8 protein-coding genes are annotated in these 13,180 nt (G+C 57.7%); 4 read left to right on the forward strand and 4 right to left on the reverse strand.

Annotated features, from left to right (window positions below):
• Positions 1-36 precede the first annotated feature (36 nt).
• The 3 genes from FHG12_RS10665 to FHG12_RS10675 all read left to right on the forward strand — a co-directional run bounded on the left by FHG12_RS10665 (position 37) and on the right by FHG12_RS10675 (position 6,761).
• Positions 37-3,942 (forward strand): metallophosphoesterase, encoded by a 3,906-nt coding sequence (locus FHG12_RS10665; protein WP_139515717.1) that lies wholly within the window; start codon positions 37-39, stop codon positions 3,940-3,942.
• 138 nt (positions 3,943-4,080) lie between these two features.
• Complete coding sequence (locus tag FHG12_RS10670; RefSeq protein ID WP_139515718.1) at positions 4,081-5,223, forward strand: DUF6268 family outer membrane beta-barrel protein; 1,143 nt, start codon at positions 4,081-4,083, stop codon at positions 5,221-5,223.
• A 299-nt stretch (positions 5,224-5,522) separates the two neighbouring features.
• Positions 5,523-6,761, forward strand: a complete 1,239-nt coding sequence (locus FHG12_RS10675) for a hypothetical protein (protein WP_139515719.1) — start codon at positions 5,523-5,525, stop codon at positions 6,759-6,761.
• A gap of 162 nt (positions 6,762-6,923) precedes the next feature.
• Here FHG12_RS10675 and hmpA read toward each other — a convergent pair whose 3' ends face one another.
• Positions 6,924-8,132, reverse strand: a complete 1,209-nt coding sequence (gene hmpA / locus FHG12_RS10680; protein ID WP_139515720.1) for an NO-inducible flavohemoprotein — start codon at positions 8,130-8,132, stop codon at positions 6,924-6,926.
• Positions 8,133-8,293: 161 nt separating this feature from the next.
• On the opposite strand from hmpA, the gene FHG12_RS10685 reads away from it, so the two are divergent.
• Positions 8,294-8,698: a cupin domain-containing protein gene (locus FHG12_RS10685; RefSeq protein ID WP_139515721.1), complete on the forward strand. Its 405-nt coding sequence runs from the start codon at positions 8,294-8,296 to the stop codon at positions 8,696-8,698.
• A gap of 109 nt (positions 8,699-8,807) precedes the next feature.
• Here the strand turns inward: FHG12_RS10685 and ppk1 are convergent, their stop codons facing one another.
• The 3 genes from ppk1 to FHG12_RS10700 form a co-directional block, all read right to left on the reverse strand.
• Positions 8,808-10,937: a polyphosphate kinase 1 gene (gene ppk1, locus FHG12_RS10690; protein ID WP_139515722.1), complete on the reverse strand. Its 2,130-nt coding sequence runs from the start codon at positions 10,935-10,937 to the stop codon at positions 8,808-8,810.
• Positions 10,938-11,027: 90 nt separating this feature from the next.
• Positions 11,028-11,522 (reverse strand): SixA phosphatase family protein, encoded by a 495-nt coding sequence (locus FHG12_RS10695; RefSeq protein ID WP_139515723.1) that lies wholly within the window; start codon positions 11,520-11,522, stop codon positions 11,028-11,030.
• Positions 11,523-11,697: 175 nt separating this feature from the next.
• Positions 11,698-12,960, reverse strand: coding sequence for a M43 family zinc metalloprotease (locus tag FHG12_RS10700; protein WP_139515724.1), 1,263 nt, complete (start codon positions 12,958-12,960; stop codon positions 11,698-11,700).
• Positions 12,961-13,180 lie beyond the last annotated feature (220 nt).

Here is a 13,180-nt window from a genome sequence, read left to right on the forward strand (position 1 = left end):
CGAAAGCTCCGTCTGTATTTTGATTCCTGCTTCTGTATGAGAAGATTTTTCCTGTCCTGCTGCCTGCTGCTACTTGCTGGTTGGGGTGCACCGTCCGCCTGGGCCCAGAAAAGTGCCCAAACGCCGCACCCCACCCGCCCCAACTACCGCCGCGGCGGCGAAAAGTGGGAGTCGAAAACACCACCCGACAGCAGCCACATCCGCTACTCGGTCTTTCTGATCGGAGATGTGGGCAAGCCCATTGCCGAAGCCGACGGCGGAGAGCCCTCCCTCAACTTTCTGCGCAAGCAGATGCTGGCCGCCGGCGATAAGAGCACCGTGGTGTACCTCGGCGACAACGTATACGAGTACGGCATGCCCCCCGAAGGCGCCCTCGACCGCAAAGTGTCAGAGGAGCGCATGACGCGGCAGCTCGATATTCTGCGCGATTACAAGGGTGAGAAATACATGATCCCGGGCAACCACGACTGGAAGCAGGGCCTCAACGGCGCCGTTGATCAGGTAAACCGCGAGCAGCGCTTCGTGGAAGACTACCTGACCAAAGATTCGGCGGCTTTCGAGTATACCGGCGACTTTTTCATCCCGCAGAACGCCTGCCCCGGCCCGTTTGAGGTGCGCTTGCAGGACGACATCGTGATGATCGCCATCAACTCACAGTGGTTTTTGCAAACCCAAGAGCGGCCCTACGGCTCGAACAGCGGCTGCGGCGTGGCCAACGAAACCGACTTTTTCACGCAGCTCGAAGACATTATTCAGCGCAACGCCGGCAAAAACATTGTGGTGGTGGGCCACCACCCGCTGTTTTCCGACGGCATTCACGGCGGCTACTTCACCCTCGCCGACCACTTTTTCCCGCTTTCCATCGTCTTCAAATACGCGTTTCTGCCCCTGCCCATCATCGGGTCGGTGTATCCGTTTGCGCGCAAATACGGTGGGGTTAGCCAAGACATTCCGCACCCGCTCTACCAGGCTTACCGCAAGGGGTTGCTGGATATCTTCAACAAGTACCCCAACATCGTGTATGCGGCCGGGCACGAGCATAACCTGCAATTCTTCAAGGAAGGCAACCTGAGCTGCATCGTGAGCGGCTCGGGCTGCAAAACCCAGCACGTAAAGCCCGGCCCCGGCGGCGAGGCGCTGTTTTCGGACAAAGAGAAAGGCTTTGCCCGCGTCAACTATTACGACAACGGCGAGGCCTGGACTGAATTCTGGATTCCGAACGACAAAGGCGAAAACGGCCGGCTCGTTTTCCGGACGCCGTTGTACGCGCAGCAGGCTGCACAAGTGGCTGAAATACAAGGCAATAAGAATGTAAAGCGCCCCAACTTCCGCGACAGTACCGTGACGGTGGCCGTGAACCCCGAATACAACGAACACGGCAAGTTTCACCGCTTTCTGTTCGGCGAGCATTACCGCAAGGAGTGGAGCACGCCCGTTACCTTTCCGGTACTCGACATGGCTACCGAGAAAGGTGGCCTGATGCCCTACAAAGTGGGCGGCGGCAAGCAAACAGCTTCGCTGAAAGTGCGCAACGAAGAGGGCCGCAACTATACGTTGCGCGGCATCAACAAAGACCCGGCGGCCGTGTTGCCGGAAGCCCTGCGCGAGGGTGCAGCCAAGGACATTTTGCAGGATCAGATTTCGGCGCAGCACCCGTTCGGCGCCATCGTGATTCCGCCGCTGGCTACGGCGGCGGGCATTCTGCACACCAACCCCGAGATCCGCTACATCCCGCAAGACCCCTTGCTGGAACAGTACTACGACCGCTTTGCCAACACGACGGGCTTTTTGGAGGAAGACGCCAAGGATAACCAAAGTGACGTTGCGTCGCTGGGCAATGCCACCAACCTCGTGGGCACCGACAAGGTGCTGGAACGCCTGCGCGACGACAACGACAACCGCGTGAACGAGAAAGCATTTGCCCGCTCGCGCCTCTTCGACATGTGGATCGGCGACTGGGACCGCCACGAAGACCAATGGCGCTGGGCCGAGAAGAAAGACAATGACGGCGACCGCAAGTTTACGGCCGTGCCCGAAGACCGCGACATTGCCTTTTTCAAGGGCGACGGCCTGTTTCCGTACCTGGCCTCGCGCAAGTGGGCCATTCGCAATTTCCAGAACTTTGGCTACGACTACGCCGATTATAAAGGCCTGAATCTCACAGCGTTAGCAAATGACCGGGTTTTCTTGGCTTCCGTGACGAAGGAAGACTGGGTGAAGATTGCGGAGAAGATGAAGGCCAGCCTCACCAACGAGGTGATTGACAAAGCCCTGCGCGACAACTGGCCCAAGCAGATTTACGATGAGCACGGCCCCGAAATCGCGGCCAAGCTCAAGAGCCGCCGCGACTTGCTGCCCCAACTGGCGGCCGATTATTACGACGTGCTCAACCGCGTGGTGGAAGTGAAAGGCAGCTCAAAGCGCGAAAAGTTTGAGGTGCGCCGCCTGGATGGCAACAAAACGCAGGTAATCGTTACCAAAATCAACAAGGAAGGGGAACTCAGCAAAACCCTGTTCGACAAGACGTTCGACGGCAATGTAACCAAGGACATTCGCCTGTATGGCTTCTCGGGCAAGGATATTTACACCGTGTCGGGCAGTGCACCGAGCGGGCCGTTGGTGCGCATTATCGGGGGCACCGAGCGCGACTCCATTGTGGATACGTCGCACGTCGGCGGCTTTCTGCGGCGCCACAAAACGCAGGTTTTTGACGCCGATACCAACAACGTGATCATTCCTGGCCGCGAAACGCGCCTGCGCTTGGAGCCCGGCATCGACGTGAGCCGCTACGATTACCCCAACCGTACCGACCGCAAAGACTATCAGCTCAATTACTTCGGTCCGACGGCTTACTTCGGCTACAACATCGACGACGGCCTGTTTATCGGCGGCGGGGCTACCTATCGCACCTACGGCTTCCGCAAAACGCCGTTTGCCACCGAGCAGTCGTTGGCCGCCAACTGGGCGCCCTCGCGCGATGCCTACAACGTGCGTTACCTCGGGGCCTTCACCGACATCATCGGCAAGTTCGACCTGAAGGTAACGGCCCAACTCTACGGCCCGCAGCTGCTCTACAACTACTTCGGTGAAGGCAATGATACACGCAACGTGCTGGCTGACAACGGCGAAGAACGCGTGCGCAACCGCGACATCAACGATACGTACCGCATCCGCTTTTCGCGGTTCTACTTCTCGCCGGTGCTCGAAAAGGATGTGTTTAGCTTCCTGAAAATCGGCATTGGGCCGCAGTACGACCAATTCCGGGTATCAAGCCAAGACTTGGGTAGCGAAATTCAGAAAGGGCTGGACGCCAACGGCAACGGCGTAAGCGGCGCAGCCATCGGCGTGCGGGCGTCCGATTTTCAGCTCAACCGCTACCTCGGCGGTCGGGCCTACATTAACATCGACGCGGCCAGCTCGCCCAAAAACCCGCGCATTGGCTTGCGCTGGTACAACGAAGCCCAATACAACCGCCAGCTCAACGGCGATAAGCTCAACTACGGCCGCCTCACTTCCGAATTCCGCTTCTACATCAGCCCCAATTTCCCCTTCCAGCTGACGTGGGCAGGGCGCTTGGGCGGCGCGCACAACTTCGGCGACTACCGCTTTTACCAAGCCAACACGTTGGGCGGCACCACCAACTTACGCGGCTATCGGCGCACGCGCTACGCCGGCCAAAGCTCGCTGTACGGCAACTTAGAGGCTCGCATTCAGCTCTTTACGTTCAATGCGTATCTGCTGCCCGGTAAGTTTGGCATTCTGGGGCTGGCCGATGCGGCGCGCGTATACAGCAACAACGACGAGCGCACCGGCCTAAAATCCCTACACACAGCGCTGGGCGGCGGCGTCTGGGTCGACATCCTCAAACAAGCCGTTGTCAACGCCACATACTCAGTAGGCGAAGAAAAGCTCGTGTTCATCGGTTTTGATTTTCTGTTCTAGGTAAATAATTGATTATAAATCAATTGTAAAAATGGTATAGTGAAGCAAAGCCGTCGGTTTTTAGCCCGAAACGGCGGCTTTGCTCACTGACCCAGTAACGGACCCGACTTTCCCTTCGCAGGCTACACCCGCTGTTTTATGAGTCTTTCTACCGCTTTCCGCCGCTCTGCTTTCCTGTTGCTGACTTCCTTGGCTTTCGGGGCGGCTTGTCCGGCCTACGCCCAGGTAACCCGCCCCACGACGCCCGTGTACCCGCCGCCGGCACCGCTGGCTACTGATACCGCTGCCGTTGATCAAGTGGGTAGTAATAAGGAATTTGCAACCCCTACCGTCGTGGGCATGGGCCCTAGCAAAGGCGTGGTGGCGCACTTGGAAGGACTGGCGAATTTCTCCGTTAAAACCGACCTGCGCGACCGCGACCCGGCGGCCAAAACGAGCACCACAGCCGTCAAAAACCGGCGGGCGTTTATCAAAGGCTATATCCCGGTCTGGAACCACCCCCATCTGAAGGTGATTTTGGGCTTCAACTATGACCGGGAAGAATTTCAGTTTGCGGCCCCCGACAATTCGGCGTTCTATCGCAACCTTGAAGATAAGGGCCTGAAAACGCTCGGCACGCAGCTGGCCGTTATCCGCCCCATCGACGAGGTGCATTGGTTTCTGGGCCGCGTAAAAGGCGAACTCAACGGCGACTACACCTCCTCGGAGCTAACCATTCCGGATTATCTGAAGGTATCAGGCGAGTTTTTCTACGGCTGGAAGCGGAGCGCGACGTTTTCGTGGGGCGTGGGTCTGCAGCTGGGCTACACATTTGGCCGGCAAAGCATTTATCCGGCCGTAATCTACAACCGCACTTTCAACGACCGCTGGGGCGTGGAAGCGTTGTTTCCGGCCCGCGTGACCGTGCGCCGCAACCTGAGCCCCCGCACGCTGCTGCTGGCGGGCTACACCGTCGATGGTCTTAACTACAACATCAACCTGCGCGAAAAGCTGGCCAACGGCCTCCAGACCCTGATCGTGCGTGAAACAGAAGTGAAAGGGCGGTTACGGCTGGAGCGCGAAATCTATGATTTCATCTGGTTTGGCCTAGAAGGCGGCTACCGCTACAACTACTCGTTCAACGCGTTCGACAAGGAGGGCAACAAGAGGAGCATCTTCAGCCTAGGCGGCGGTACCCGGCCCAAGATCATTTCCAACTCGCTGGGCGGTGCCCCCTACGCTGCCGTTGAGCTGTTTTTGGTACCCCCGAGAAAATTTCTGAAAAAGACGGCAAGCGAGTAATAATTCGGCGAAAAATTACAAACGTTTGAAATGCCCCGCACAGCATCCGTACGGGGTTTTTCAGACCTTTACGGTTGCGTTTAGTTACTGAATACAGGTTTGTTATTAATAATATTCAATTATATATTGCAATTATTATACGCCCTGATCTTACTGAACTATAAACACTTATTTGCATGAGCAACGGACTTCAAGCCTCCGCTCCCTTCGCACCCCCTAAAAGCACAAAAAGTTACCCCATAAAATCAGTCCGTTCCAAAGGGTGGCCCAATAGCCGGTACTTTGCCATAGGGTTTGCGTTGCAGGGCATCCTGATCGTGGGGGCATTAGTGGCACTCTATCTGTCACTGGGCCAGCAGCATACAAGCTTGGTAGAATGGGATGCCAAATGGTACGATTCGATCCGGGCCAATGGCTACGAATTCAAGCCGCGCGGCATGAGCAACGCGGGCTTTTTTCCGCTGCTTCCGGTGGTGTGGCGTATGCTCTCGCTTAACGCCTTGGGAATGAGCCTCTTGAATATGGGGCTTGCCATAACGGCTATGTGGCTGTTGCGGCGGTATCTGCAGATACGCCTCACCACGCTATGGCTGTATTCGGCGCTGCCGTCGGTTATGTTTTTGTATCTGCCTTATACTGAGGCACTTTTCTTTCTAAGCTCTTCTCTAGTTCTGATTTCGCTGGCTTATTCGCAACGGGTAGGGCAGGGAGCCGCAATGCTGATGGGGGCGCTCACGCGCGTTACGGCCATCTTCTACCTGCCGGCTCTGGTTGTGGTAGAAGCCGTGGCGGCCTGGCAGGAGCCGCGCTCGTTTTGGGTGCGGGCGCGGCGCATAGTCACGTACGGCGCCCTAACCGGCCTGGGCCTGGTGAGCGTAATGGTGTACCAGTGGTCTCAGACCGGGGTGTGGTTTGCGTACAGCAAAGCGCAGTCGCTGGGCTGGGACCATCACTTGCGCCTGACCAAAGTGCCTTTTATCAGTGCCAGCAACAGCATCCTGTGGCTCGACGGGCTGGCCTTCCTGACGGGCATCTCGGCCGGCCTGTGGGCCTGCTGGAGGCTGTTGCTGGTGGTACTACGCGACAAACAGGAAGCCCCCACGCCGGCCGAGCTGTTTTCGGCGGTCTTTTTGGGTACGGCTACGGTGCATGCCGTGCTGTTTGCCTCAGTTGGGCCGGAGGGCAATACCTCCCTGATTAGCATGCACCGCTACATCTTTGGCACTCCGTTCTTCCTGGTTCTGCTGAATAAGTTTCTGCCAACGCAGGCTCCCAACTGGCGCTCGGCGCTGCGGTTGCTCGTGCCGATAGCGATCATAACGGGCCTGCTGGGCATGCTTAGCAAGCGCGAATTCGTGATTCAGCTATCGCCGGTTGGGCCGGTACCAGGCTTGCTGTACGCCTTGTTTGTGCTCGTGTATGGCTCGATGTGGGTGGTAGCGGGCACGCGCTGGGGGCGCGTACTGCTTTACGGCTGCAGCCTGCTGATGCAAATGGCGTATCTGTGGTCGTTTTCGGTGGGCCGCTGGGTGGGCTAGCGCAGCAGGGCGAAATTCGGAACCTAGAACACGGGTTACTCCCGGTTTCTTTTGGGTTGCATGGCTAAGTGTCAGATTATCAGGTGATTACGAAAAGGGCCGCCCAAGTTAATTGGGTGGCCCTTTTCGTCTTCTAACCTACCATCGGCTATCGAGTCGGTGCTAAATGCTCAGCGTCGCCGGTCCGAATTCCTCAAAATGGATGGCCGCCCGCGGGACGCCCAGTGCGTCCAGGTCCTGCACCTGCTTGCGGATGAAAGGGGCCGGGCCACACACGTAATGGTCGGCTTCCTGGAGGAGTGTGCCGCCGTTGAGCTGTTGCAGGTCTACGATGCCTTCGTAGTGGCCCTCGACCTGCAGGTCGGGCTCGAGCGAATCATAGAAAATGTGCTTGTGTACGTTGCCGTGGCGGGCGGCCAGCTGCGCCACCGGCTCGCGGAAGGCATGCACTTTGGTGTTGCGGCTACCATGCACCCACACGATTTCGCGGTTGCTGTCCGTCGTGACGAGGTATTCCAGCATGCTCAGCAGGGGCGTCTGGCCCACGCCGCCGCTGACGAACACCACGGGCGTCTGCTTGTCGGTTTCCAGCGTAAAATCGCCGGCCGGCGGGGCTACCTCCACGATGTCGCCCTCCTGTACGTGTTGGTGCAAGCGGTTGCTAATCATGCCGCTAGGATGGCTGGGGTTGCCGGCTTCCTTTTTCACAGAGATGCGGTAGTATTCTTCGTTTGGGGCACTGGAAAGGCTGTACTGGCGCGGCTGAAACAGGTTCAGCTCGGGCAGAAACAGCCGCAGGCTTACGTACTGACCTGGCTGGAAACCGGCCACTTTGCCCCCGTCAGTGGGGTAGAGGTAGAAGGACGTGATTTCGGCTGACTCTTCCACCTTGCGCTTCACCGTGAAGGGACGCCAGCCCGTCCAGCCGCCATCCTGGCTGACGGCTTTCTGGTAAAGGCCGCTTTCCAAGCCACTCATCAGGGCGGCCAGCTCGCCGTAAGCGTTCTCCCAGGCATCGAGTAGGGCCGGTGTGGCTGCTTCGCCCAGCACTTCCGCAATGGAGGCCAGCAGGTGCTTGCCCACGATGGCATAGTGCTCGGGCCGAATGTCGAGGCTGACGTGCTTGTGCCCGATTTTGGTCACGGCCGGCACCAGCACCGACGGATCTTCGATGTGCTCGGCGTAGGCCAGCACGGCCAGCGCTAAGGCCATTTGCTGCTTGCCGTTCTGTTGGTTGCCCATGTTGAAGACGTTTTTCAACTCGGGGTTGTGCTCAAACATGCGGCGGTAAAAATGAGTGGTCAGGGCCACGCCGTGCTCTTTCAGGGTATCTACGGTAGCCGTAACGAGGGCTTTCTGGTCGGGAGTCATAAGGGGCAATTCAGGTCGTACTGTTCAATGACGCCGCAAAGGTCGGGGCGCCGCCCAGGCCGGAACCTGACAAAAATCATCCTCCTGCCTGATCTTCCACAGGGAAACGGAAAACCGGAGGGGCCACCTTCGCAGCGCTTTTCTACCTAACGCGTTCTGCTATGACCTCCGCCTCCGAAGCTTCACCTCGCCTTAACAACGCCCCGCAACCTATTTTGGCTGCCGACCTCACTGTACTGGATCTGGTGGCGGCCAAGCTCCAGCTCCTGCAAGCGCCGGCCTGGCAAACCAGCGACCGCAGTTCTTCCGTGCTGTTCAAATCGGAAGGTATAAGGCTGGTAATGATGGTCTTACGCAAAGGAGCGGAGTTGAAGACGCACACCGCACCGGGCACCCTCAGCGTACAGGTGCTCGAAGGCCACATCAGCTTTTACACCGAGCAGCAGTCGGCTGACCTGCAGACGGACCACGTGCTGACGCTGCCACCGGGCGTTCCGCACAGAGTGGTGGCCCGGCAGGAATCCGTGTTTCTGCTGACCATAGCCATACCCGTGAAAACGATATAATTACCTGCTAGTACTGGCTGGCAGGGCCGTGGCGGTGCTTTTTCCGGGGCAGCATTTAAACAGTCAAGCCCCGAACCTACTAGGTTCGGGGCTTGACAAAAGTGGGGCGTTACTTGGCTTTATGACTGCGTTTCGGGGTCTCAGGCGCTGGCAGGGCCGCTTTGGGCTTGGGAGCCGGTTTGCTGCCTAGCTTTTTTAGATAGTCGTAGGTGGCAAACTGGGCCCGCACCTGCGGCGCATTAGGGTCTTCCTGCCCCAGAAAGTTGTTGTGGCAATCGCGCGACTTGACGTTGTCCTGGCGCTGTAAATCGAGGAGGTGGCGGACTTCGGCGCGCAGCTTGGGGTCGAGAATGGGGAAGGCGACCTCCACGCGGCGGTCGAGGTTGCGCGACATCCAGTCCGACGAGGCTACGTACACTTTCTCCTCGCCGCCGTTGCCAAACACGTACACGCGGGCGTGCTCCAGGTAGCGGTCTACGAGGCCACGCTGCTGAATATTAGCGCTTTGGCCTTCCAACCCCGGCACCAAGCACGAAATGCCCCGGATGAGCAACTCCACCCGCACGCCAGCTTGGTCGGCTTCGTAGAGCTTCAGAATCATTTGCTCATCCTGTAACGCATTGAGCTTCAATATGATATAGGCATCTTTGCCGGCTTTGGCTAGTTTTATCTCCTTGTCAATCAAAGAGTTGAGCTTTTTGCGTAGCTCAAAAGGCGCAACCAGCAATTGCTCGAAGCCGGTTTTGGGCTGGTGGTCGTGGAAGTAACGGAACACCTCGCCCATTTCACGGGTAAGGCGCTGGTCGGCTGTGAACAGGCCGTGGTCGGCGTAGATCTGGCTGGTGACTTCGTTGAAATTGCCCGTGCTCAGGTAGGCGTACTGCTTGGGACGGTCGTGCTCGTTGCGCGTGACGAGGCACAGCTTGGAGTGAACCTTCAGCTCGGGCATCCCGAAAATGACGTAGGCCCCGGCTTTTTGCAGCTTTTCGGCCCAAAACATGTTCGATTCTTCGTCGAAACGCGCTTTCAGCTCCACGACTACCGTTACCTGCTTGCCATTTTTGACGGCTTTGAGCAGGGCTTTCGCCACTTCGCTCTTGGCCGCTACGCGGTAGAGCGTGATCTGGATGCTGCTGACGTGCGGGTCGACGGCGGCTTCCTGCAAAAACCGCGTTACGTACTCAAACGACTGGTAGGGCAGGTTCAGCAGGTGGTCGCGCTCGGCAATGGCAGTCAGCATCTGGCCTTTGCCTTTTGGCAGCGTGGGATGGGGCAGGGGCGGATGCGCCGGGTATTTGAGGTGCGACAAGCCCAGATCGGGGAACCCAAAAAAGTCGCGGAAGTTGTGGTAGCGGCTGCCTTCCACCAACTCGTCTTTGCCGATGCCGGTTTTCTGCATCACGGCCCGCAGCACTTCTTTGGGCATGGTGGGGTCGTAGAGCAAGCGGGCGGGGTAGCCGGTTTCGCGCTTCTGCAAGCTGCTCTTGATTTTGGCCATCAGGTTGCCCGACACCTCCTCCTGAATGTCCAGTTCGGCGTCGCGCGAGAGCTTGATGGCGTGCACCTGCACGCGCTCGTATTTCGGAAACAGCTCGTGAGCGCCACACCGGATTACGTCGTCCAGAAACATCACGTAGCGCTCCTCGCCCTCGCTGGGCAGTTGCACAAAGCGGCTGCCGTGGCGCTTGGTGGGCAGTTCCATCACCAGCACCCGCTCGTCATCGTCGTGCTTGCGGCGCTCGATGGGGTGCGTGAGGTAGAAGGTGAGGTACACGGTCTGGTCTTTCAGAAACAGGTGGTGCAACAAGTCGTCGAGCACCACGGGCGAGAGCAGGTCGCGCACGTTGTCGCGGAAATACTGCCGCACCCATTCGCGTTGCGGCTCGCTCAGGTCGTGCTCCGAAACCAGGTGGATGTGCTGCTGCTGCAAGGCGGGCAGGATGCTGTTGCGAAACGTATCGCCAAAAGCCTGTTGCTGCCGCTTTACTTCTTCCAGCAAATGGTCGAGTTGCTCGGCCGGGTCTTCGCCCAGCTTGGCGCGGGTTTTCTTCTTGAGCTTTACCAAGCGCCGCAGCGTGGCCACGCGCACCTTGAAATACTCGTCGAGGTTGGACGAGAAAATGGCCATGAACTTGATGCGTTCCAGCAGCGGCACGTTGGGGTCTTGCGCCTCCTGAAGCACGCGGTAGTTAAAGGCAAGCCAACTCAGCTCACGGTTGAGCAGCACGGGAGAATTCATAGGAAACTCAAAAAATGAAATGGTACATGAGTAATTATAAGTTATTGTATATTAATGAGTTACATTGATAGTGTCCCGTCCAGCCGAGGTTTAATTCTGGTTGCGCGGATAGTCGTAGAAATAGAATTCGGTGTTTTCCGGTGCCACGTCGGCCCAGTGGTCGACGGCAAATTTCAAGCACACTACCGCGGCCGTCGGCATTTCGGGTATCTGGTTGGGCGAGAGTGAGTTAGCAAAATTTGTAATAATGGGGTTGTGCCCCACCAGCAGCACCGAATCCGCGTCGTCGGGGCATTGGCGCACGATGTCCAGCAGGTCGTCTACTTCGGCCTGGTAGATGCGGTCCAGCACCTCAATGCGGGCGTGCGGATAGTGCAGCTCGCGGGCGACCAGCGCCGCCGTACTCATGGCCCGCACCGCCGACGAGCTGATCAGTAAGTCGAGTTGAATGTCGCGCTTGGCCAGCGCCTGGCCCATGCACGGGGCGTCGTCGCGGCCCCGGTCGTTGAGCGGACGTTCTTGGTCGCTCAGGTCGTCAAAACTCCAGCTCGATTTGGCGTGGCGCATCAGATACAATGTTTTCATGCGGCAGTAGGTAGGTGCGGGCAGGCCTCTTTACTCCTGCCTCCCGCAAATGGTTATGATGAAGGTGGGAGTTAGCACAAATTAGAATAGGAACGCAAAAGACCCGCCCCATGGGGCGGGTCTTTTGCAAAAAAGCAGAAGCGGATCGTCCAACACAACGGCTCTACAGCTGAGCTTATTCCTTCTGGAACCGCTGCCGAATGCTCTGCTGGCCGTTGGTCAGGGTAAGGTAATACAGGCCTTTGGGTAAAGCGCTCACTTGCAATTGCTTACCATCGAAGGCGACGTTCTTTACCTCGTAGCCGCGCAGGTCATACACTTTCACGGTGTAATCCTGGCCGTTTTTTAGGGGCAGGTTTAGCACGTCGCTGGTAGGATTAGGATACGCATCGAGGCGCGTAGTGCCGGCCACAAGCGGGGCCGTATCGCCGGGCGAATTCACGAGCGAAGCACGCGCCCCACCACTGGCAAACAGGGCATTCATGCGCGCCGCCTGGCCGGTCGTGAACATATACATGCACTTGTCGTCGGTGTAGTCCATGTAGTTCATCGACATATCGCCGGAGTTGGAGCAGGTCACGTGCGGATACGTGGGGCAGCCGTAGTTGGCTGTTTGCTGGGTAGGCGTATCGCCGACCAGATCGTCGCCGCAGCTGGCGTCGCCCCAGATGTGGCGCAGGTTCAGCCAGTGGCCCACTTCGTGCGTGGCCGTCCGGCCCAAGTTATATGTCTGGATGAGGTTGCCCGTGCGGCCGAATGCCGAATACAGAATCACGACGCCGTCGGTAGCGGCTTTGCCGCCCGGAAACTGCGCGTAGCCCAACAGATTTTGCCCCAGATTGCAGGCCCAAATGTTGAGGTACTGCGCGGCCGGCCACGCGTCGTCGCCGCCGCGCTTGGCATTTTTCACCGCATCGTTGGTGCCCCACGAAGCGGTTTTAGTGGCCGTCCGCACGATGCCGGTGCTGGGCTTGCCGGTGGGGTCCTGCTTAGCCAGCACAAACTGCACGCCTGCGCTCGCCGCCACGCCCGCAAACGCCGTTGGCGTCTTGTTGGCATCGCGGTTGAGCTTTTGGAAGTCTTCGTTGAGCACGTCAATCTGCGACTGCACCTGCGCATCCGAAATGTTCTGTGCCGCCGTGTTGTACACCACGTGCACCACTACCGGAATAATTATGGGCCCTGTAGGGGTTCCCGCAGGCTTGCCGCTCAGCGAGGCAGCCCTGAGCATGCGCTGGGCATGCGCCTCGATGGCTTCCATGCGCTTGGCCTGATCGGGGTCGGCCTTTAGCTGCGCCTCCAATACCTCCATCGTGGCGCATTGGCGGCCCGGCAAACTGGGTTGTGGTGGGGTATAATGCCGGTCTTGGGCGTGTCCTGACACGGCTAAGCCGAGTCCACAGAAAGTCAAGACAATTGAGTAGAACGCTTTTTTCATAATAGTAAGAACAAGCGAGTTGGAGGTTGAAAGAAAATTAGGGCACATGCATGATAGTATTGTAATATACACAATAGCTCTTATGATATTTATCATTTTATCAATTGATTATGTCGATAAAACACAAATATTATAAACTTCGTATTGAGTGCGTTTTTAGATTAATTGTACTTAATAAATACAAATTGCATTCTGGAGCTGGCTTTCCAAGTACTTGACT

The sequence above is a fragment of the Hymenobacter jejuensis genome (genome assembly GCF_006337165.1).
Classification (GTDB): Bacteria; Bacteroidota; Bacteroidia; order Cytophagales; family Hymenobacteraceae; genus Hymenobacter; species Hymenobacter jejuensis.

Coding starts and splice junctions, on each gene's coding strand:
- FHG12_RS10665 (WP_139515717.1), top strand. CDS start 37: ATGAGAAGATTTTTCCTGTCCTGCTGCCTGCTGCTACTTGCTGGTTGG.
- ppk1 (WP_139515722.1), bottom strand. CDS start 10,937: ATGAATTCTCCCGTGCTGCTCAACCGTGAGCTGAGTTGGCTTGCCTTT.
- FHG12_RS10685 (WP_139515721.1), top strand. CDS start 8,294: ATGACCTCCGCCTCCGAAGCTTCACCTCGCCTTAACAACGCCCCGCAA.
- FHG12_RS10695 (WP_139515723.1), bottom strand. CDS start 11,522: ATGAAAACATTGTATCTGATGCGCCACGCCAAATCGAGCTGGAGTTTT.
- FHG12_RS10670 (WP_139515718.1), top strand. CDS start 4,081: ATGAGTCTTTCTACCGCTTTCCGCCGCTCTGCTTTCCTGTTGCTGACT.
- FHG12_RS10700 (WP_139515724.1), bottom strand. CDS start 12,960: ATGAAAAAAGCGTTCTACTCAATTGTCTTGACTTTCTGTGGACTCGGC.
- hmpA (WP_139515720.1), bottom strand. CDS start 8,132: ATGACTCCCGACCAGAAAGCCCTCGTTACGGCTACCGTAGATACCCTG.